Here is a 19,777-nt window from a genome sequence, read left to right as displayed (position 1 = left end):
GCGGGGCGGCGTGGTGGGTGTGGGGTGAAAGGGTAGGCTTGCATGGGCGGTTGGTGTCCGCTGTGCCAAGGTGCCCGCATCGCATCGCATCGCGTTGGCATTGGCGTTGCGCTCGCGGACCACGCTGCGCCGTGCGGTCAAGCCGCGCGAGGCCCCGCGCCGAGGTGCCACCGCCGCGTCCCACGGCGGCATCTCATTGCCATACTCGCCGCACTCCGTCGCACTGCGTTCTGCTATGCGCGTTTGCCGCTTCCCCGGACTTCGTTCGCGGGGCCGCTTTCGTGGGTGACACCTGGGGCAACGGTGTCCATCGAGTCCGTCGGCGCATTTTTCCGCACCTGCCGGGCGCCGTTGTCCGCCTCTTCGTCGCTCACCTCGGAGAGCGGCGCCGCCACCGTCTCTAGCGACTTGCGCTCCGCGTCCACGCCCCAGATCGCCGCGATCACCGCGGCCGCGATCATCAGCATCGACCCTGTCAGATAACCGGTGAAGACTTCGCTGCGCTGATGCGTGTCGATCAGCCGCCCGAAGAAGGCCGGCCCCGCGATGCCGCCCAGCGCCGTGCCGAACGCATAGAACACCGCGATGGCGAGCGCGCGGATCTCAAGCGGGAACGACTCGCTCACCGTCAGGTAGGCCGAACTCGCCGCCGCGGAGGCGAAGAAGAAGATCACCATCCACGCTGCCGTCTGTGTCGTGACGGTGAGCCACTGCTGCTCGAACAGATAGCCGCTCACCGTCAGCAGCACGCCCGAAATGGCATAGGTGGCGGCGATCATGGTGCGCCGGCCCGCTATGTCGAAGAGCCGCCCCAGCACGATCGGCCCGATGAAGTTGCCTGCCGCGAACGGCAGCAGATACCAGCCTACGTGTGCGCTGGGTACGCGGTAGAAGTCCGTAAGCACCAGCGCGTAAGTGAAGAAGATCGCGTTGTAGAAGAACGCCTGCGCGGTCATCAGCGAAAGGCCCACGAGCGAGCGGCGCCGGTGCAGCACGAAGAGTGCGCGCAGCACTTCGCCGAGCGGCGTACGGTGTCGGGCGCGCAGACGCAGCGGCCGCAGCACGTCGTCGGCGAGCGTGTGGCCGGCGCGGCGAAAGCGGCTCTCGATGTCCTCGACCACCGACTTCGCGGTCTCGTGCTCGCCGTGCGTCATGAGCCAGCGCGGGCTTTCGGGAATCCACCGGCGCATGGGCAGGATGGCGAGCGCGAGCGCGGCGCCGATCAGAAAGCACGCGCGCCAGCCCCAGTCGCCCGGCAGCAGGTTGGGATCGAGCAACACCAGCGATCCGGTCGCGCCAAGCGCCGCGCCCACCCAGAACGTGCCGTTGATGCCCAGATCGGTCCATCCGCGCACGCGCGCCGGCGTGAACTCCTGGATCGTCGAGTTGATGGCGGTGTATTCGCCGCCAATGCCCGCCCCCGTGAGAAAGCGGAACGCGATGAAGCTCGCGAGATTCCACGACAGCGCCGTGGCCGCGGTCGCCGTGAGGTAGAGACCGAGCGTGACGAAGAAAAGGCGCCGGCGGCCGAGGCGGTCGGTGAGCCAGCCGAATCCGAGCGCGCCGAGCACGGCGCCCGAGATGTACGCGCTGCCGGCCAACCCGACGTCGGCATTCGAAAAGCGCAGCGCGGGGCTCGCCTTCAAGGCGCCCGCCACGGCGCCGGCGAGCGTCACTTCGAGGCCGTCGAGCAGCCATGTGACGCCAAGCGCCACGACGATCAGCGTATGAAACCGGCCCCACGGCAGCCGGTCGAGCCGCGAGGGCAGATCGGTCTGGACGACCGCGGCGGCGGGCGACGAATCGCCTGCTGAGGCACGGGGTAGCCGGGACATGGCGTGGCGTCTCCTTGGTGCGGCGTGGGTGGCGCGGCGTTGTGGCGCTGGTTGCCGTATAAGTACCGCAGTGTTGTCGCGGCGTTGCTGCACGGTGCGGCATGCAGCGCTGGAGTGCGGCGGCCGCCCAGAACACGCTTCACGGCGCGCTTCCGCTTCCGTACATCTCCTTGCTTCGGGGCCGCAGCAGGCGTAGCCAAGCGGTACCGCAATCGCCGTTCCCGGCCGCTGCCCGCGCGGCTATCCGGTTGATCGCCAAGCGGTTTTCATGATACAAAGCCCGTCCTCATTTTTCCGCGTCAGCCGTGAGCGGCGAGTCCAGCCATGAACTTCTGCGCGATTGACTTCGGCACGTCCAATTCGGCCGTTGCCTTGCCCGATGGCGCGTCGATGCGCCTTGCCCCGGTGGAGGGTGCGTACACCACGCTGCCCACCGCGGTCTTCTTCAATACCGACGAACACACGCGCGAATTCGGCCGCGCCGCGCTGGCGGCGTATGTGGACGGCTTCGACGGCCGGCTCATGCGGTCGATGAAGAGCATCCTCGGCTCGCCGCTCGCCGAAACCACGACGGACCTCGGCGACGGCAGCGCCATCCGCTATACGGACGTGATCGCCACCTTCCTTGCGCACCTGAAACAGTGCGCGGAGGCCTGCGCGGGCAGCCCGATCGCGCGCGCCGTGCTGGGCCGCCCCGTGTTCTTCGTCGACGACGACCCTCGCGCCGACGCGCTCGCGCAGCGCCAGCTCGAAGCGGCGGCGCGCTCCATCGGGCTCTCGGAAATCCATTTTCAGTACGAGCCGATTGCCGCGGCGTTCGACTACGAGTCGCGCCTCGCAGAAGAGGGGCTCGTGCTCGTGGCCGACATCGGCGGCGGTACGTCGGACTTTTCGCTCGTGCGCGTCGGCCCGGATCGGATGGCACGCATCGAGCGCAAGGACGACGTGCTCGCACACCACGGCGTGCACGTGGCCGGCACGGACTTCGACCGCCGCGTGGAGCTCACGGCCATCCTGCCTGAATTCGGCTACCGGACGCTCGACCCCGAAGGGCGCGAGATGCCGAACCGCGTCTATTTCGATCTCGCGACGTGGCATCTGATCAATACCGTCTACACGCCCAAGCGGGTGACGGAGCTGAAGCTGATGCGCCATCTGTTCTGCGATACGCGCCAGCACGACCGGCTCATGCGCGTGGTCGAACGGCGGCTGGGTCATGCGCTGGCCGCGCGTGCCGAGGAGGCCAAGATCGGCGTGGCCGCCGGTGGCGAAACGATGATCGATCTGGAAGAGGTGGAAGAAGGGTTGCGCCTCGCATTCGACGAGGCGCAACTCATCGAGGCCGGCATCGAGGAAACCCGCCGCATCGTCGAGGCGGCGCGCGAGACGGTGCGCACCGCAGGCGTCGCGCCGCGCGAGGTGAGCGCGGTGTACTTCACGGGGGGCTCGACGGGGCTCGCGTTTCTATCGAACGCGCTTGCCGCCGCGTTTCCTGACGCTCGCCCGGTCTTCGGCGACCGGCTCGCCAGCGTGGCGACGGGGCTCGGCATTCACGCCCGACGGCTGTTCGGCTGAGTTCGGCTGAGCACTGAGAGAACGGTTACGGGCCGGCGGACGATCCGCCGGTCGAGCACAGTTGCTGGATGCGGGTCATCCCGTCCCGGCCACGCGCCTGCAAGACCCGCCTGCAACGCACCACCCTGCAACGCTCCAGAAATGACAAAACCCCACCTTCGAACGAAGCGTGGGGTTTTTCCCGCGTCAGGAAGCGCAGACGCCCAAGCCGCATGTGGCCTGGGCGTGCCGCTTGCTCCTGCTTACAGCGGCTTGATGTTCGCGGCTTGCTTGCCCTTCGGGCCAGTCTTCACTTCGAACTGAACCTTCTGGTTCTCTTGCAGCGTCTTGAAGCCTTCCACGCGGATTTCCGAGAAATGCGCGAACAGGTCTTCACCGCCGCCGTCCGGGGTGATGAAGCCAAAGCCCTTAGCGTCATTGAACCACTTGACGGTACCGGTTTCCATATTACTTTCCTAAAGATGAATTTGAGCCGAAGCCCGTTGGGATGTGCACGAAAATCAAGGAAGGGGGGTAATAGGACAGCCGGAGTACCGTTGATGGGCGAACCACGAAAGACCAATTCACACTCGCCGCTTGAAATCCTGCCCGGACTTTATACGGCGATTTTCAAAGAAGGTCAACCGCAACCGAGGAAATTGCAGGGTCTTTCCTATCTGACGCGCCTGAATGGGGCCGCATTCACTCTTACAAAGCTTGCGCTAAAGCGCATTTTTTTGTAGGGACAACCCGGATTTTGACTGCATTCGGCTGGTGCAACCGGTAAACTACGCGCCGCGCGGCGGTTGCACCCAGAAAACACGCTCGCGCATGCATGTGCGACGCCCGCGAGAGCCCCACGTCAGAGGGGGCGCCGCAGCGTCAAGCTGCGCTTGATACAGGAGATGACGTGAAAAGTTCTATTCAACGGAACATTGGTCCGATCGCGCTGATGCTGACCGGGCTGGGTTCCATCATCGGCTCCGGCTGGCTCTTCGGTGCATGGAAGGCCGCCAAGATTGCCGGGCCCGCCGCGATCTGTGCATGGATCATCGGTGCTGTCGTGATTCTCGCCATCGCGCTCACCTATGCCGAACTCGGTGCGATGTTTCCCGAGTCTGGTGGCATGGTGCGCTATGCGCGGTACTCGCACGGCTCGCTCGTGGGCTTCATCAGCGCGTGGGCCAACTGGATCGCCATTGTGTCGGTGATCCCCATCGAGGCGGAAGCCTCTATCCAGTACATGAGCACCTGGCCGTACGAGTGGGCGCACCAGCTCTTCGTGGGCGGTGAACTCACCACAACAGGGTTACTGCTCTCGGCGCTGCTCGTGATCGTGTACTTCCTGCTCAACTATTGGGGCGTGAAGGTCTTCGCGCGCGCGAACTCGGCGATCACGGTGTTCAAGTTCCTGATTCCGGGCCTGACCATCGCCGGTCTCATGGCCACAGGCTTCCATCACGAGAACTTCGGCGAAGCCAGCACGTTCGCGCCGTATGGCTGGTCCGCGGTGATGACGGCCGTGGCGACGAGCGGCATCGTGTTCGCGTTCAACGGCTTCCAGAGCCCGATCAACCTTGCAGGCGAAGCGCGCAACCCGGCGAAGAGCGTGCCGTTCGCGGTGATCGGCTCGATCCTGCTGGCGCTTGTCATCTACGTGCTGCTGCAGATTGCCTATATCGGCGCGGTGAGCCCGTCCGACGTCATGAAGGGCTGGAACCAGTTCAACTTCAAGTCGCCGTTCGCCGAACTGGCGATGGCGCTGAACCTGAACTGGCTCGCCATCCTGCTCTACGTAGACGCGTTCGTGAGCCCGAGCGGCACCGGCACGACCTACATGGCGACCACGACGCGCATGATCTACGCGATGGAGCGCAACAACACGATGCCGAAGATGTTCGGCAACGTGCATCCGTTCTACGGCGTGCCGCGCCAGGCGATGTGGTTCAACCTGCTCGTGTCGTTCATTTTCCTGTTCTTCTTCCGCGGCTGGAGCTCGCTCGCGGCGGTGATTTCGGTCGCCACCGTGATCTCGTACCTCACGGGCCCGATCAGTCTGATGGCGCTGCGCCGTTCGGCTACGGACCTCGAGCGTCCGCTGCACATTCCCGGCATGTCGGTGATTGCGCCGTTCGCGTTCGTGTGCGCGTCGCTGATCCTGTACTGGGCGAAGTGGCCGCTGACGGGCGAGATCATTCTGCTGATGATCGTCGCACTGCCGGTGTACTTCTACTTCCAGGGCAAGTCGGGCTGGAGCGGCTGGGGCCGCGACCTGAAAGCGGCGTGGTGGCTCGTGGCGTATCTGCCCATCATGGCGCTGCTCTCGCTGATCGGCAGCAAGGAGTTCGGCGGACACAACCTGATTCCCTACGGCTGGGACATGGTCGTCGTGATCGCGTTTTCGCTGGTTTTCTATTACTGGGGTGTGCGTACGGGCTACCGCACCGAGTATCTGGACGAGCGCGAGAAGCACGACGAGATTCTCGAAGGTATCGGTGTGTGATCTGGGGCTGATCCTTCCGGTAACGGCGGCGTGTAGTCGCCACGTCGCGCAGTAACGAAAAAGCCTGCCTGAATTGCTCAGGCAGGCTTTTTTATGGGCTGCAGCGGCTGTACTTTTCACCCGCGATGAAACGCTTACGCGTGACCGAACACGTAGTTCGTCATGGCGAGCGCACGCTGGTACGTGCCGAGCGACTGCACGCCGACGGTGTAGTCGTCGTCCGCGGCGCCGAGGGCCGCGAAGACGGGCAGCAGATGCTCGTCGGTCGGATGCATGAGCGCCGCGTGCGGGGCGCGGGCGCGGTAGTCGAGCAGCGCGTCGATGTCGCGGGCGGCGAGGTGCGCTTCGAACCAGTCCGTGAATTCGGCGACGCGCGGGTCGGCGTCTTCGGGGCGTGCGCCGAAGTCGGCGGCGCGCAGGTTGTGCGTGATCTGGCCCGATCCGACCACCATCACGCCTTCGTCGCGCAGCGCACGCAGTGCGCGTCCCATACGGAAATGATGCGCGGGACCCATGTGGGGCTGGATCGAGATCTGCGCGACCGGCACGTCCGCCTGCGGGAACATCAGCAGCATGGGCACCCACGCACCGTGATCGAGCCCGTGCGCTTCCTCGCCGGTCGGAATGCCTTCGGCAGTGAGCAGTTGCGCGGCGCGGTGCGCAACGTCCGGCGCGCCTGCCGCGGGATACTCGATTTCGTAGAGTTCGCGCGGAAAGCCGTAGAAATCGTGGATCGTCTCGGGTTTCGTCGCGGTGCTCACGAGCGGTCGCGTCGTGCCCCAATGCGCGGAGAGCATCAGAATGGCTTGCGGGCGCGGCAGGTGTGCCGCGAGAGCGGTGAATCCGGCCGAGGGCAGAGCCGGATCGATAGGCAGCGTCGGCGCACCGTGCGAAAGATAAAGGCTGGGCACGCGGTCGGCGTGCAGCGTGGATTGGGTCATGTCAGCGAACCGCCTTGCAGGCGGCAGACGAGGTTTCGTTGACTCGAATATAGAGCCGCACTGACATTTGATAAACAGCCCATTGCGGATTTGATTGCATCTCTGACGTTGTGAATGACGAGCTGCGGTGCGTGCGGACTGCGTTTATTCGTCTTCGCCGCGCAAGCCCGTCCATGACGGCGAGAGCGCCGGCCCCAGCGCGAACAGATCGAGCACGCGGCCCACGGTGTGGTCCACCATTTCGTCGAGCGTAGTGGGGCGGTTGTAGAACGCGGGCAACGGCGGGAAGATCACGCCGCCCATTTCCGTGACGGCCGTCATGTTGCGCAGATGCGCGAGATTGAGCGGTGTTTCGCGCACGAGCAGCACGAGACGGCGGCGCTCCTTGAGCGTGACGTCGGCGGCGCGGGTGACAAGGTTGTCGGAGAGGCCGTGGGCGACGCTCGCGAGCGTCTTCATCGAGCACGGCGCGACGATCATGCCCTCGGTCGCAAACGAACCGGACGCGATACTCGCGCCCACGTCGCGCACCGAATGAACGACGTCGGCGCGGGCGTGCAGGTCGTCTTTGGTCAGCTGAAGTTCGTGCTGGATGTTGAGCCAGCCGGCGCTGGAGATCAGCAGATGGGTTTCGACGCCGCCCATGCGGCGCAGCATGTCGAGCGTGCGCACGCCGTAGATGGCGCCCGTCGCCCCCGTGATGGCGACGATCAGCCGTCGGGGACCGGGGCGGCGCACTGCGTTCGAATCCATGAAAGGCGGCGCCTTGGAGAGCGGAGAGAAACGAAAAGGCGTTGGGCGGGAGGGCCGGCGTACGTTAGGCCGCCGCGCCGCAACCGGGAAGCCGGACCAACGGTACCAACGGCATCAATGACGCCAACCGTACGTCGATCAGCCCCGCTCCCGCTCGGACGTCTCGCTCGGACGTCTCGCTTGGACGTCTATCAGGCAGCGGTGAAAAGCTGCTGCAGTTCGCCGTTCTGGTACATCTCCATCATGATGTCCGAGCCGCCGACGAACTCGCCCTTCACGTAAAGCTGCGGAATGGTCGGCCAGTTCGAGAATTCCTTGATGCCCTGGCGGATTTCGTCGTCTTCCAGCACGTTGACCGTCTTGAACTGGTCGACGCCGCAGGCCTTCAGAATCTGCACCGCGCGGCCCGAGAAGCCGCACATCGGAAACTGCGCGTTGCCCTTCATGAAGAGCACGACCGCGTTTTCGTCGACGATTTGCTTGATGCGTTGTTGCGTGTCCATAAGCGCCCTTGCGTGTACGGTTTTGTGCGAGATAGATGGAAATGATAGCGGATTTCGTTCAAGCGGGCTGAGCGTGCCGCGCACCCGCCGACATCGCGGCGAGCCGTGTCTAGGCGGCCAGCGCACCGCCGCTGATGCGTTCGATACCGGCGAGATCCCGCTCCGAGCGCACCTCGCGAAAGCTCGCCGCTGCGAGCAGCGCGCGCACTGCCTCGGCCTGATCGTAGCCGTGCTCGATCCACAGCGCGCCGCGCGGCGCGAGCCAGGCCGGCGCGCCGGCCACGATGCGACGGATGGCCGCGAGTCCGTCGGCTTCGTCGGTGAGCGCGCCGCGCGGTTCGAAGCGCAGGTCGCCTTGAACCAGGTGCGGGTCGTTCTTCGCGATGTACGGCGGATTGGTCACGATCGCGTCGAAGCGCAGCGCCGGGTCGAGCGCGGCGTACCAGTCGCTTTCGATCAGCGTGAGCGGCCCGCCAGGCCGAGCCGGGTCAGCGAGCCGTGCCGCGTTGCGTCGGGCCACCGCGAGGGCTTCGCTGGAGCGGTCGACGGCCCAGACGAGCGCGTCGGGTCGCGTGGACGCAATGGCAACGGCGATGGCGCCGGTGCCCGTGCCGAGGTCCAGCACACGCGGCCGGTTCGTAGCCGCGATGGCCGCGAGCGTCGTTTCCACCAGCAGTTCGGTTTCCGGCCGCGGAATCAGCACGTGCGGCGTGACTTCGAAATCCAGTCCGTAGAATTCGCGCTGGCCCACGAGTTGCGCGACGGGCTCGCCGGCCACGCGCCTCGATTCGAGCGAATGGAACCGCGCGATGGCGTCTTCGTCGAGCGGTTCGGCCCCGCGCGTGATCAGTTCCGTGCGGCGCCAGCCCAGCGCGTGACCGAGCAGGATGCGCGCTTCGAGCGCGGGCAGCGGCGACGCGCGCAGCAACGCAGCCGCCGTCGCGCCAGGCTCGCCGGCCTTCGGGCCAGCACTCGCGCTGGCGTCGTCCTGTTGTCGCGCGTCGTGGTTCATGTTCTACGGCTGCCCGTCAATCCGCGTCGCCAAGCGACGCAAGCTGCTCGGCCTGATGCTCGGTCACGAGCGCCGCGATCAATTCATCGAGCTCGCCGTCCATGATGGCGTCGAGGCGGTACAGCGTAAGGTTGATGCGGTGGTCGGTGAGCCGGCCCTGCGGGAAGTTGTAGGTGCGAATGCGCTCCGAGCGGTCGCCGGAGCCCACCAGGCTCTTGCGTGTGGCCGCTTCTTTCGCGTGCTGCTCCTGGTACTGCTTGTCCTTGATACGCGCGGCGAGCACCTTGAGCGCGCGATCCTTGTTCTTGTGCTGCGAACGGTCGTCCTGGCATTCCACGACGATGCCGGTGGGAATGTGCGTGACGCGCACGGCCGAATCCGTCTTGTTGATGTGCTGACCGCCCGCACCGGAGGCGCGGAATGTGTCGATGCGCAGGTCCGCGGGATTGATCTCCACTTCACCGATTTCGTCCGCTTCCGGCATCACCGCCACCGTGCAGGCCGACGTGTGGATGCGCCCCTGCGTTTCGGTGGCCGGTACGCGCTGCACGCGGTGTCCGCCCGACTCGAACTTGAGCTTGGAATAGGCCTTCTCGCCCGCGATCCGCACGATCACTTCCTTGTAGCCGCCCAGGTCCGACTCGCTCGCGGAGATCATCTCCACCTGCCAGCGGTTGCGTTCCGCGTAGCGCAGATACATGCGCAGCAGGTCGCCCGCGAACAGCGCCGACTCGTCGCCGCCCGTGCCCGCACGGATTTCGAGGAAGATGTTGCGCTCGTCGTTCGGGTCCTTCGGCAGCAGCATTTTCTGCAGTTCGCCTTCGAGCTGCGCCATGCGTTCGCGCGAGGCGCGCACTTCTTCTTCGGCGAACTCGCGCATCGACGCGTCGGCCAGCAGTTCCTGCGCCGTGGCCGCGTCGTTCTGCGCCTGGCGCCAGAGCGCGTAGTGCTCCACGACCGGGCCGAGTTCCGCATGCTCGCGTGTGAGCTTGCGGTATTGATCGATGTTCGAGGTGATGTCCTCGCGGCTCAACAGGTCGTTCAGTTCGGCCAGCCGGGTGGTGAGCTGGTCGAGCTTGTTTTGCATGCTCGTCTTCATCGGGCGGTGCCAGGGGCTCCGTAAAGGACTGCGGGAATGGGTGGGGCCGGGTAGCGACCCGAGGCGTTGTGAGCCGCGAGCGAGCTTCAGCAGGCTCGGCGCGGCGTGCTGCAGTGCCGCTAACGCTCGGACGGGCCTGAGTGCCGGTAGAAGCCGCTCATCAGTTCGATGAGCGTATCGCGGTTTTCACCGCTTGCGCGGTTCAGCGCGTGAGTCGGGCCGTGGATCAGCTTGTTCGTGAGCGCCTGCGACATCGTCTCGATCACGGCCGTCGGGTCGTCGCCGCGCGCCAGCATGCGCAGCGCGCGTTCGACTTCGGCACGGCGCAGCGCGTCGGCCTGGGTATGCATATGGCGGATCACCGGCACGATGCTGCGCGCCTCCAGCCACTGCATGAAATTCTGCACGCGCGTTTCGATAATCCCTTCCGCCTGCGCGACGGCTGCCTGGCGCGAGGCGTTGCCTTCGCGCACGATCGCGCCGAGGTCGTCCACGGTGTACAGGAACACGTCTTCGAGCTGGCCCACTTCGGGTTCGATGTCGCGCGGCACGGCGAGGTCGACCATGAAAATGGGACGGTGCTTGCGGGCTTTCACCGCGCGCTCCACGGCCCCCAGGCCGATGATGGGCAGCGTGGACGCCGTACACGACACGATGATGTCGAACTCGTGCATGCGCGCGGGCAAGTCGGCAAGCGGGATGGCGCGGCCATTGAAGCGCTCGGCGAGCCGCTGGCCGCGTTCCGCGGTGCGGTTGGCGACCACGAGTTCGCGCGGCTGTTGGGCGGCGAAGTGCGTGGCGCACAGTTCGATCATTTCGCCCGCGCCGATGAAGAGCACGCGCTGATTCGAAATCTTGTCGAAGATGCGCTGCGCGAGCCGCACGGCGGCGGCGGCCATGGAAACCGACTGCGCGCCGATTTCGGTCGTGCCGCGCACTTCCTTCGCCACGGCGAACGTGCGCTGGAAAAGCTGGTTCAGGTACGTGCCGAGCGCGCCCGCTTCGGATGCGGTGCGCACCGCGTCTTTCATCTGACCGAGAATCTGCGTTTCGCCGAGCACCATCGAATCGAGCCCCGACGCGACGCGAAACGCGTGGCGCACGGCTTCGGACTGCGGCAGCGCGTAGACGTGCGGCGCGAGTTCGTCGACCGCCACGTTGTGGTACGCCGAGAGCCACTGGATGGCGGCGTCGCGCGCGGCGCGGTCGTCGGTGGCGCAGTAAAGCTCGGTGCGGTTGCAGGTGGAGAGAATCGCGGCTTCCGGCGCGGCCAGCGAGCGGCGCGCCGACCAGGCCTCGCGGAACGTATCGAGTGCAGGCTTGATCTGTTCGAGCGGAAACGCCACGCGTTCGCGCAAGGCGACGGGCGCGGTGTGGTGATTAATTCCGATCGTTAGAAGCTGCATACGTGGGGCTATGGTCGAAGGCTCCATTATAGCGTTTCCCGCTTTGCCGCATGGGGCGGGGCGCACCGGCAGGCGCGAGTGCCGGCGTGGTCGTGCGGCCTCGCGGCGCTTACCCGCTTGCGCTTGCTTTGGGACATCTGGCCCCCTACACTCGACGCCTGCCTGCGTCCGGCGTGCGACGTCGACCTGCACGCCAATGTCCAGTCGGATTCCCCCGTTTGGGGCGGGTTTCTGTGAAAATCTCCGAGAACAATATGTCACGCTCCGCAAGCCTCCGCGTTCCTCCCTTCCGTCCGACAGGCCAGAAAATAGCGAAGGCGCGCGGCTGCTGATGGGCTGGACTGGCATCGTCGTGCTGGGTGCCGCGGTCGGTCTGGCCGGCTGGTGGCTCCACCCGCGGCGTAATCGTAGTGCACGCAGCCGCCGCGGCATGCAGATGGCCATTGCGATCGCGGCCGGCGTGGCCGGCGCGGCAATCGCCAAAATGGCCGGCAGCGTGACCGGCATCTTCCTTGACGGCGATACGCTCGAATGGCCGGTTTGCACGGCCGCCGCGCTTCTCGCCGTTGCCGTGACGGCCGGCCTTGCGTCGCGTCGCTGAATCCCGCAGGTGAAACAATGAACGCCCGACTTCCCGAAACCTCCTCCATTCCCGAACGGATCACCGCGCTGCGCGCCGCCATGACCACCCAGGGCGTTGCGGCCTGCCTCGTGCCATCCGCCGACCCCCATCTGTCCGAGTACTTGCCCGAGCGCTGGCAGGCCCGACAGTGGCTATCCGGATTCACGGGCTCGGCGGGCACGCTCGTCGTGACCGACGACTTCGCGGGCGTGTGGACGGACAGCCGCTACTGGGTCCAGGCGCAGGCGCAACTGGCGGGCACCGGCGTGCAGCTCATGAAGATGACGGGTGGCCAGCAGACGCAGCCTCATGTCGAATGGCTCGCGCAGAACGTGCCTGCGGGTTCGACGGTTGCCGTGGACGGCGCGGTACTTGGCGTGGCGGCGGCGCGGGCGCTGGAAGGCGCGCTGGGCGCGCGCGGCGTGAAGCTGCGCACCGACCTCGATCTGCTCGACGCCGTCTGGCCGAACCGCCCTTCGCTTCCTGTTGCCGCCGTCTACGAGCACGCGGCCCCGCACGCGGACGTGACACGCGCGGGCAAGCTCGACCGCGTGCGCCGCGCCATGCAGGAGAAGGGCGCGCAGTGGCACTTCGTTTCCACGCTCGACGACCTCGCCTGGCTGCTGAACCTGCGCGGCGCGGACGTCAACTACAACCCGGTGTTCGTCGCGCACGCGTTGATCGGGCTGGATCGCGCCACGCTCTTCGTCGCCGACGGCAAAGTGCCCGAGCGGCTCGCCGAGGCACTCGCGCGCGACGGCGTGCGCATCGAACCGTACTCCGGGGCAGCCGGCGCGCTCGCCGCGCTGCCGGCCGGCGCTGCGCTGCTGGTCGATCCGCGCCGCGTCACGTTCGGCCTCATGCAACAGGTGCCGGCGAACGTGAAGATCGTGGAGTCCATCAATCCGTCCACGTTCTTCAAGTCGTGCAAGACCGGGCCGGAAGCCGGCCACGTGCGCGCGACCATGGAGCAGGACGGCGCCGCGCTCGCGGAATTCTTCGCGTGGTTCGAAGGTGCGCTAGGTCGCGAACGCGTCACCGAACTCACCATCGACGAGCGGCTCACCGCTGCCCGTGCGCGCCGCGCCGGCTTCATTTCGCCGAGCTTCGCGACCATCGCGGGCTTCAAGGCGAACGGCGCCATGCCGCACTATCGGGCGACGCCGGAATCGCACAGCGTGATCGAAGGCGATGGTTTGCTGCTGATCGATTCGGGCGGCCAGTATCTGGACGGCACGACGGATATCACGCGCGTCGTTCCCGTGGGCACAATCAGCGACGCCGAGAAGCGCGACTTCACCGTGGTGCTCAAAAGCATGATGGCGCTCTCTCGCGCGCAGTTTCCGCGCGGCGTGCGCTCGCCGATGCTCGACGCCATTGCGCGCGCGCCCATCTGGGAAGCGGGTGCCGAGTACGGTCACGGCACGGGCCACGGGGTGGGCTACTTCCTGAACGTGCACGAAGGGCCGCAGGTGATTTCCTACTACGCGCCGCCCGAGCCGTGGACGGCGATGGAAGAGGGCATGATCACCTCGGTGGAGCCGGGCATCTACCGTCCGGGCAAGTGGGGCGTGCGCATCGAGAACCTCGTGCTGAACGTGGCGTCCGAAACCACGGAATTCGGCGACTTCCTGAAGTTCGAAACGCTTACGCTGTGTCCCATCGACACGCGCTGCCTCGCCTTGCAGCTCTTGCGCGACGACGAACGGGCGTGGCTCAACGCGTACCACGAGACGGTGCGCGCGCGCGTCTCGCCGCACGTGAGCGGCGACGCGAAGACGTGGATTGAGGCGCGCACGCAGCCGGTGTGAGGGCTGGGGCAAAGCAGGGACGCAAACGCAGGGACGCAAACGACGCAGCGCAGGCTGGCAAGCCAAACGGGAGCTCGTATGACCATCAAGGCAGTCGTGTTCGATTTCGGCGGTGTGCTCGTGGACTGGAGCCCTGAGTACGTCTACCGCGAACTGATTCCCGACGAAGCCGAGCGCCGCTGGTTTCTCACGCACGTCTGCGCGATGGACTGGGTCATCCAGCAGGACGGCGGCCAGACCATCGAGGAAGGCACCGCCGAACTCGTCGCGAAGTTTCCCGATCACGAGCCGTTGATCCGCGCGTTCTACGAACGGTGGCACGAGATGCTGGGCGGGCTGCTCGACGGCGGCGTCGAAACATTCGAGAGACTGGAAGCGGCGGGCGTGCCGCTGTTCGGGCTCACGAACTGGTCGGCGGAGACGTTTCCGTACGCGTGGGAGAACTTTCCGATCCTGCGCCGCTGCCGCGACATCGTGGTGTCGGGCCGCGTGAAGCTGGTGAAGCCGGACCCCGCGATCTTCGCCGAAATGGTTCGCCGCATCGACGCGCATCTGCCCGGCGTGCAGCCCGGCGAACTTGTCTTCATCGACGACAACCTCAAGAACGCGCAAGCCGCCACGGCACTCGGCTGGCACGGCGTGCATCACACCAGCAACGCCGAGACCGACGCGAAGCTGCGCGCCCTCGGCCTGCCCATCTGAGGCGCGCCTTTACGCACGCTGCGTATGTGACGTGACGTGACTGACGTGACGGCAAGGGCATCACTGCCCGAGCAGATTCATCAGCGCGCCGCCCAGCCCCTTCGCCGTTTCGCCCACGCCTTTCGCCACGCCCTCGACGCTCACGCCGAGGGCGCTCGCAAAGCCGCTCCCCATCTTCGTCATGAGGTTCTCGTTGAGCGAGAACTTCGGGTCGTGCAGATTGCCCGCCAGCACGAAGTGCAGCGTGATGTCGTCGTGGCGGCGCTTGAGCGCGGCCACGGCGGCCTTGGTGGGAATCGACATGAAGGTGTCGAGCGGATCGCCCGTGTCTGCGAGTTCGAGGTGGTGCAGCGTGATCGTGCCGGGCGCGCGCAACTGGTCATTACGCACCGAGGCTTCCACCGACGCATCCAGCGTGCCGGCGGCGATCTGCGTTTTCGTGCCCACTTTCTTGAGCAGATACGGCGCGAATCGCACGACATCGACGCCCGCGAGCTTCGTCGTGGTCTGTGAGTCGCGGTTCGCAAGGGCGATCCAGCCCGCGAACGAGAGGGTGCCCGTGTGCGATGGTCCGCGAATGGCGCCGGTCACGTTCACGTTCGATGGTTCGGCCAGCGCGGGGAAGTGCAGCGGCCCGACAGTGGCGCGCGCGTTCGTCACGGCGATGTGCCATGCCGGCCGGCTCACCGATTCGTCGTAGAAATCGAACGTGCCGTCTTCGAAGGCGATGCGGTCGATGCGCTTCTCGCGCGGCAGCGTGTCCTCGTCGCTGCTTGTCGGAGCGGCGTCACCCGGGCTGGCGAGCGTTTGGCGCAGTCCCGGCAGCAGTTCGATGCGACCGTCGGGCGCGCGCCGCACCGTCAGGTCGAAGCCGCTCACCGCGACCTCGCGCACGTGGAGCCTTCGCGCCATCAGGTCGCGCAGGTCGGTAACGATGGTGACGTGGGCGGCGCGCAGCGCGTCCTGCGCGGGCCAGCCGGCCGGCGCCTTGAGCCGCACGTCGGTGAGTGCGATGGCGGTGAGTCCCACGTCGATGCGCGCGGCGCTGCCTTGCGGACCGAGCGCGGCCACCACGTACTCCCTGACTTCGCGTTCGGCGATGTAGACCGCGATGGTCGCCCCCGCGAGCACTACGACGACAGCCCCCGCGACAATCGCCGCGATGCGTTTGCTGCGGGACATGGCCGTGTCCATTGCCTCGTCATCCTCGTCGCTCGTTGAGTTCTGTGCTGCTGCGCCTTTGCATGGCGCCGAGGCGCAATATTCGCGCCCGCGCTCAGAAGCTGCCGGCGGGCAGCGGCGCGATCCGTTCGCTCACGGCGCGGCACGCCGTCTTCAAGGGCGCAACGTAGGTTTCGAGCGGCGTCGCGCTCTTGCGAAAGAGCGGAATGCTCACGCTGATGCTGCCCACCGGCACACCGCCTCGGCCGATGATCGCGCAGCCGTAGCAGAAGATCTGCGCCTCGTTTTCTTCGCGGTCTTCGGCATAGCCGCGCTCGCGCGTTGCGTCGAGTTCCGCGGCAAGCGCAGCGGGCTCCACGATCGTGTTGGGCGTGAGGCGCTTCAGCGTGAGCGTGCGCAGCAAGGCATCGCGCGTGGCCGCATCGAGGGCCGCGAGGTACGCGTTGCCCACCGAACTCGAATAGAGCGTCACGCGCGTGCCGATGCGCGACGCCATCCGCACCGCATGCGGGCTTTCGAGCTTCTCGATGTAGACCATCTCCGTGCCGCTGCGCACGGCGAGGTGCACGGTTTCCTGGGTGGCGTCGCGCAGTTGCTGGAGCGCATCGATGGCCGCCACGCGCAGGTCGGAGCGTTCCCAACTGCGGCTGGCGAGCGTCATCAAACGCGGGCCCGGAATCAACGTGCTGCCGCCCAAACTCTCCGCCACGAGGCCTTCCGCAACCAGCGCACCGACGATGCGATACACCGTGGGCCGCGGAAAACCGCTTTGCGTGGCGAGCTGCGCGATGGTGGGCGGCGTGCCGGCGTCGGCGATCAGTTGCAGGATCGCCATGAACTTCGAGAAGGCGGCGGTGCCGGTGGCACGGGCGGCTTCGATGGCGTCGGCAGCGGGGTTCGGCATGGTCGGAACAAATGTGTAGCGTGGGCTAGACGGGCGTAAGCGGACGCAACGGTATCACGCCGTCACCCTGTGCTCGTCACGATACGAGGTACCCGCCGTCCACGGGCAGCACGGTTCCCGTGACGAACGCGGCGGCCGGCGAACACAGGAACGCGACCACGGGCGCGATGTCCTCGGGCTCGCCCCAACGGGCGAGCGGCGTGCGCTCCAGAATGGCCTGCGAGCGCGCGTCGTCGGCCTGTAGCGCCTGGGTGAGCGGCGTTGCGATCCAGCCGGGCGCCACGGCGTTCACGCGAATGCCGTTCTTCGCATAAGCGATGGCGAGCGACTTCGTGAGCTGCGCGACGCCGCCCTTGCTCGCGCTGTACGCCGGCACGAGGCCGCCGCCGAAGAAGCTCAGCATCGACGCGGTGTTCACGATTGCGCCGCGGCTCGCCGCGAGCAGCGGGCGCGCCGCGGCACAGGCGCGCAGCGTGCCGTTGAGGTTGACGTCGATCACCTGCTCGAACACCTCCGGCTCGTGCTCCTCGCCGCGACGGATCATGCCCGCGCAGTTCACGAGCACGTCGAGCGAATCGAGCGGAGCGAAGAGCGCTTCGATGTCGCTCGCAAGACGCACGTCGGCTGCGGCGATCTCGATGCCGGGCCCGAGCGCTTCGCGCTGGGCGTCGGTGGGCGAGAGCCCCGCCGCAATCACGCGCGCGCCGAGCGCCGCGAACTGGCGCGCAATAGCCGCGCCGATACCCTGGGTGCCGCCCGTGACGACGGCGGTCTTGCCGGTGAAGAGGTCGGGTCGAAAGGTCATGTCGAATGGGAACAGGAAGCGTGTCTTGTCTCGTGCAGGGGCGAAGAACGAAGAAGCAAGGCGGCGCGGCCGCCCTGCGGCGTCATGCGAGCTCGACGGCGGCCTCGCCGCTGCTGCGCTCGGCAATGGGCGCGCGCACGACGAACATGTAGACGAGCGCCGCGGCGAACGACACGGCCGCGCTGATCAGGAACGCGTTGACGAACGAGTGCGTCCGATCGACAACGATGCCCGTAATGAACGGCGCGAATGACCCGCCGAAATACCCGCCGAAGTTCTGGATGCTGCCGAGCGATGCCGCCAGATGGCGCGGCGCCGTCACGCTCACGAGCGCCCAGGCGCCGCCGCTTGCCATGTTGACGAAATACATGGCGAGCGAGAGGTACACGATGGCAAGCGTCGTGTTCGGCGTGAACGCGGCGGGCACCGTGAACACGGCCGCGCAGATGAGGCCCGTGCAGATGGGCCACTTGCGGCTGCGGATGGGCGCCATGCCGCGCGCCATCAGGCCGTCCGCCACATAGCCGCTGGAGAGCATGCCGAGCGTGCCGAAGAGGTAGGGAATGGAGACCACCCAGCCCGTCTTCGCAATCGAGAGATGCCGTTCGTGCTCCAGGTAGGCGGGCAGCCAGGTGAGGTACAGCCACACCATGTAGATCACGCCCATGAAGCCGAAGATCATGCCCCACGTGGTAGGGGAGCCGAACAGGCCGCGCCACTCGGCGAAGGTCATGCGGCGCTCGGCGCGCGCGTGCGGCTCGTCTTCGGTGAGGTGGACGACTTCCTCCTCCGCGAGCGTTACGTCGCCCCGGTTGCGATAGACGATGTACCAGCCCAGCGCCACCGCGATGCCCAGCACGCCCATCACGACGAACATCCAGCGCCAGCCGAACGCGAGCAGCAGCGCGGTGAGAATGGGCGGCGCGAGCGCGGGCCCGATGGTGGACGACGTTGTGAAAATGCCGGTGGGCCGGCCGCGCTCGCGCAGCGCGAACCATTCGCTGACCACCTTGGCGCCGGCCGGAAACTGCGGTGCTTCGCCAATGCCGAGCGCGATGCGCGCCACGAGAAATTGCTGCAACGTCTGCACGAGGCCGCCGCACAGTTGCGCGACCGACCACACCAACATGCCGAGTCCGAGCATGAGCCGCGCGCCGAACCGATCGAGCAACGCGCCCACCGGCAACTGCGAAAACGCGTAAGCAAACGAGAAGGCCGAGAGCAGCAAGCCCATCTGCGACGCGGAGAGGCCAAGCTCCCCGCTCACCGAGTGATTGGCGATGGAAAGCGTGCTGCGGTCGAGATAGTTGACGATGCCCGCGAGCATGAGAAACGTCACGGCAATGCGCTGGATGCGCCCAAGGCGCGGTGTCTTCACCTGCATGTGTCTCCTCCTGCGCTCTTTCGAGTCTGTGAATGGAAGGGGCTGCAATCCTTCGAAATGCGGCGGCCGTGCAGGGCCGCTGTGGCTGCCTTAGGTGGTGTTACCGCTGCGGCTGCGGGTATCGCTGCGGGCGCGGCTATCTCACGAACTGATCGACGTAGCCGGCACCGAGTCCCACGCGCTCGTAGTGCGCGCGGCACATGTCGAGCTTCGTGAAGACGTCCTCATAGCCGGTGAAGTTGCCGTGCGGGTCGCAGTAGAACATCACGCCGTTCACCTGGAAGTACGTGATCATTTCTTCGACGTCTTCGGGCACGTAGAGCGTGTGCGTCTCGCCGGGCGGCTCGAAGACGTAGCTGCCTTCAGTGGCGATCCAGTCGTGTTCCAGGTAGCGCCATTTGCCCTTGAGCACCATGCCGTGCACCGCCTGCGGATGACGATGCCGGCTCAGCACGCCGGACTTGCGCACGCGCAGCAGGTTCATCCAGTAGCCGGTGGAGACGTTCAGGCAGAGCGGCCGGAACCATACGTTCTCGGCCTGCGGCACCCAGAGGCGCTCGTCTTCGGGAATGGCGGGTGCCACGACGATTTCGGGCAGCGCTTCGGGCGGGTTCGGCAGCTGATAAGGCGTCAGGGCGTCAGCGCCGGCGGCTGGGGCGGGCATAGTGTCTCCGGTTGTCCATAATATGGATTTATAGATCGTATTGTGGACAAATGGTCAAACCATTGGCGCGGCGCTGTCAACCTGGCGCTGCAGGGCC

General features: G+C 66.4%; 18 protein-coding genes. 5 read left to right on the top strand and 13 right to left on the bottom strand.

The window, feature by feature from the left end; genetic code table 11:
* Nucleotides 1-233 precede the first annotated feature (233 nt).
* A complete protein-coding gene (locus PKKP23_RS30600; RefSeq protein WP_126879650.1) occupies nt 234-1,835 on the bottom strand; it encodes an MFS transporter in 1,602 nt (533 codons plus the stop codon).
* A gap of 324 nt (nt 1,836-2,159) precedes the next feature.
* Between PKKP23_RS30600 and PKKP23_RS30595 the strand changes: the two genes are divergently transcribed.
* Nucleotides 2,160-3,410: an Hsp70 family protein gene (locus tag PKKP23_RS30595; protein ID WP_126879649.1), complete on the top strand. Its 1,251-nt coding sequence runs from the start codon at nt 2,160-2,162 to the stop codon at nt 3,408-3,410.
* A 242-nt stretch (nt 3,411-3,652) separates the two neighbouring features.
* Here the strand turns inward: PKKP23_RS30595 and PKKP23_RS30590 are convergent, their stop codons facing one another.
* A complete protein-coding gene (locus PKKP23_RS30590; RefSeq protein ID WP_017776142.1) occupies nt 3,653-3,856 on the bottom strand; it encodes a cold-shock protein in 204 nt (67 codons plus the stop codon).
* Nucleotides 3,857-4,299: 443 nt separating this feature from the next.
* Between PKKP23_RS30590 and PKKP23_RS30585 the strand changes: the two genes are divergently transcribed.
* Nucleotides 4,300-5,892, top strand: a complete 1,593-nt coding sequence (locus PKKP23_RS30585; protein WP_126879648.1) for an APC family permease — start codon at nt 4,300-4,302, stop codon at nt 5,890-5,892.
* A gap of 134 nt (nt 5,893-6,026) precedes the next feature.
* Here the strand turns inward: PKKP23_RS30585 and PKKP23_RS30580 are convergent, their stop codons facing one another.
* From PKKP23_RS30580 to hemA, 6 genes are all read right to left on the bottom strand, one after another.
* A complete protein-coding gene (locus PKKP23_RS30580) occupies nt 6,027-6,833 on the bottom strand; it encodes a DODA-type extradiol aromatic ring-opening family dioxygenase (protein WP_126879647.1) in 807 nt (268 codons plus the stop codon).
* A gap of 144 nt (nt 6,834-6,977) precedes the next feature.
* A complete protein-coding gene (locus PKKP23_RS30575) occupies nt 6,978-7,586 on the bottom strand; it encodes a UbiX family flavin prenyltransferase (RefSeq protein ID WP_126879646.1) in 609 nt (202 codons plus the stop codon).
* 191 nt (nt 7,587-7,777) lie between these two features.
* Nucleotides 7,778-8,089, bottom strand: a complete 312-nt coding sequence (gene grxD, locus PKKP23_RS30570) for a Grx4 family monothiol glutaredoxin (protein ID WP_017776138.1) — start codon at nt 8,087-8,089, stop codon at nt 7,778-7,780.
* A gap of 109 nt (nt 8,090-8,198) precedes the next feature.
* Nucleotides 8,199-9,101: a peptide chain release factor N(5)-glutamine methyltransferase gene (gene prmC, locus PKKP23_RS30565; protein ID WP_240659205.1), complete on the bottom strand. Its 903-nt coding sequence runs from the start codon at nt 9,099-9,101 to the stop codon at nt 8,199-8,201.
* 16 nt (nt 9,102-9,117) lie between these two features.
* Nucleotides 9,118-10,200: a peptide chain release factor 1 gene (gene prfA, locus PKKP23_RS30560; RefSeq protein WP_017776136.1), complete on the bottom strand. Its 1,083-nt coding sequence runs from the start codon at nt 10,198-10,200 to the stop codon at nt 9,118-9,120.
* A gap of 119 nt (nt 10,201-10,319) precedes the next feature.
* Nucleotides 10,320-11,606, bottom strand: coding sequence for a glutamyl-tRNA reductase (gene hemA, locus PKKP23_RS30555; RefSeq protein ID WP_017776135.1), 1,287 nt, complete (start codon nt 11,604-11,606; stop codon nt 10,320-10,322).
* A 196-nt stretch (nt 11,607-11,802) separates the two neighbouring features.
* Between hemA and PKKP23_RS30550 the strand changes: the two genes are divergently transcribed.
* The 3 genes from PKKP23_RS30550 to PKKP23_RS30540 all read left to right on the top strand — a co-directional run bounded on the left by PKKP23_RS30550 (nt 11,803) and on the right by PKKP23_RS30540 (nt 14,741).
* Nucleotides 11,803-12,207, top strand: coding sequence for a hypothetical protein (locus PKKP23_RS30550; RefSeq protein ID WP_233411897.1), 405 nt, complete (start codon nt 11,803-11,805; stop codon nt 12,205-12,207).
* Nucleotides 12,208-12,224: 17 nt separating this feature from the next.
* A complete protein-coding gene (locus PKKP23_RS30545; protein WP_126879645.1) occupies nt 12,225-14,039 on the top strand; it encodes an aminopeptidase P family protein in 1,815 nt (604 codons plus the stop codon).
* A gap of 78 nt (nt 14,040-14,117) precedes the next feature.
* Nucleotides 14,118-14,741, top strand: coding sequence for an HAD family hydrolase (locus PKKP23_RS30540; protein ID WP_126879644.1), 624 nt, complete (start codon nt 14,118-14,120; stop codon nt 14,739-14,741).
* A 60-nt stretch (nt 14,742-14,801) separates the two neighbouring features.
* On the opposite strand, the gene PKKP23_RS30535 is transcribed toward PKKP23_RS30540, so the two are convergent.
* The 5 genes from PKKP23_RS30535 to PKKP23_RS30515 form a co-directional block, all read right to left on the bottom strand.
* Entirely contained in the window at nt 14,802-15,923 is a 1,122-nt protein-coding gene (locus tag PKKP23_RS30535; protein ID WP_240659203.1) for a DUF748 domain-containing protein, read from the bottom strand.
* A 94-nt stretch (nt 15,924-16,017) separates the two neighbouring features.
* Nucleotides 16,018-16,827 (bottom strand): IclR family transcriptional regulator, encoded by an 810-nt coding sequence (locus PKKP23_RS30530; protein WP_126879642.1) that lies wholly within the window; start codon nt 16,825-16,827, stop codon nt 16,018-16,020.
* Nucleotides 16,828-16,903: 76 nt separating this feature from the next.
* Nucleotides 16,904-17,632 carry an SDR family NAD(P)-dependent oxidoreductase gene (locus tag PKKP23_RS30525; RefSeq protein WP_126879641.1) on the bottom strand — a complete coding sequence of 243 codons (729 nt, stop codon included), beginning with the start codon at nt 17,630-17,632 and terminating at the stop codon, nt 16,904-16,906.
* 82 nt (nt 17,633-17,714) lie between these two features.
* A complete protein-coding gene (locus PKKP23_RS30520) occupies nt 17,715-19,016 on the bottom strand; it encodes an MFS transporter (protein WP_126879640.1) in 1,302 nt (433 codons plus the stop codon).
* Nucleotides 19,017-19,152: 136 nt separating this feature from the next.
* Entirely contained in the window at nt 19,153-19,680 is a 528-nt protein-coding gene (locus PKKP23_RS30515; protein WP_126879639.1) for a 2,4'-dihydroxyacetophenone dioxygenase family protein, read from the bottom strand.
* Nucleotides 19,681-19,777 lie beyond the last annotated feature (97 nt).

Source organism: Paraburkholderia kururiensis JCM 10599 = LMG 19447, from assembly GCF_003986935.1.
Taxonomy (GTDB): Bacteria; Pseudomonadota; Gammaproteobacteria; order Burkholderiales; family Burkholderiaceae; genus Paraburkholderia; species Paraburkholderia kururiensis.
The sequence above is the reverse complement of the archived record's forward strand: the minus strand, read 5'-3'. Positions and strand labels throughout refer to the sequence as shown.

Coding starts and splice junctions, on each gene's coding strand:
- PKKP23_RS30535 (WP_240659203.1), bottom strand. CDS start 15,923: ATGTCCCGCAGCAAACGCATCGCGGCGATTGTCGCGGGGGCTGTCGTC.
- PKKP23_RS30530 (WP_126879642.1), bottom strand. CDS start 16,827: ATGCCGAACCCCGCTGCCGACGCCATCGAAGCCGCCCGTGCCACCGGC.
- PKKP23_RS30595 (WP_126879649.1), top strand. CDS start 2,160: ATGAACTTCTGCGCGATTGACTTCGGCACGTCCAATTCGGCCGTTGCC.
- PKKP23_RS30515 (WP_126879639.1), bottom strand. CDS start 19,680: ATGCCCGCCCCAGCCGCCGGCGCTGACGCCCTGACGCCTTATCAGCTG.
- PKKP23_RS30545 (WP_126879645.1), top strand. CDS start 12,225: ATGAACGCCCGACTTCCCGAAACCTCCTCCATTCCCGAACGGATCACC.
- PKKP23_RS30550 (WP_233411897.1), top strand. CDS start 11,803: ATGTCCAGTCGGATTCCCCCGTTTGGGGCGGGTTTCTGTGAAAATCTC.
- PKKP23_RS30590 (WP_017776142.1), bottom strand. CDS start 3,856: ATGGAAACCGGTACCGTCAAGTGGTTCAATGACGCTAAGGGCTTTGGC.
- PKKP23_RS30575 (WP_126879646.1), bottom strand. CDS start 7,586: ATGGATTCGAACGCAGTGCGCCGCCCCGGTCCCCGACGGCTGATCGTC.
- prmC (WP_240659205.1), bottom strand. CDS start 9,101: ATGAACCACGACGCGCGACAACAGGACGACGCCAGCGCGAGTGCTGGC.
- PKKP23_RS30520 (WP_126879640.1), bottom strand. CDS start 19,016: ATGCAGGTGAAGACACCGCGCCTTGGGCGCATCCAGCGCATTGCCGTG.
- PKKP23_RS30525 (WP_126879641.1), bottom strand. CDS start 17,632: ATGACCTTTCGACCCGACCTCTTCACCGGCAAGACCGCCGTCGTCACG.
- PKKP23_RS30600 (WP_126879650.1), bottom strand. CDS start 1,835: ATGTCCCGGCTACCCCGTGCCTCAGCAGGCGATTCGTCGCCCGCCGCC.
- grxD (WP_017776138.1), bottom strand. CDS start 8,089: ATGGACACGCAACAACGCATCAAGCAAATCGTCGACGAAAACGCGGTC.
- PKKP23_RS30580 (WP_126879647.1), bottom strand. CDS start 6,833: ATGACCCAATCCACGCTGCACGCCGACCGCGTGCCCAGCCTTTATCTT.
- hemA (WP_017776135.1), bottom strand. CDS start 11,606: ATGCAGCTTCTAACGATCGGAATTAATCACCACACCGCGCCCGTCGCC.
- PKKP23_RS30540 (WP_126879644.1), top strand. CDS start 14,118: ATGACCATCAAGGCAGTCGTGTTCGATTTCGGCGGTGTGCTCGTGGAC.
- prfA (WP_017776136.1), bottom strand. CDS start 10,200: ATGAAGACGAGCATGCAAAACAAGCTCGACCAGCTCACCACCCGGCTG.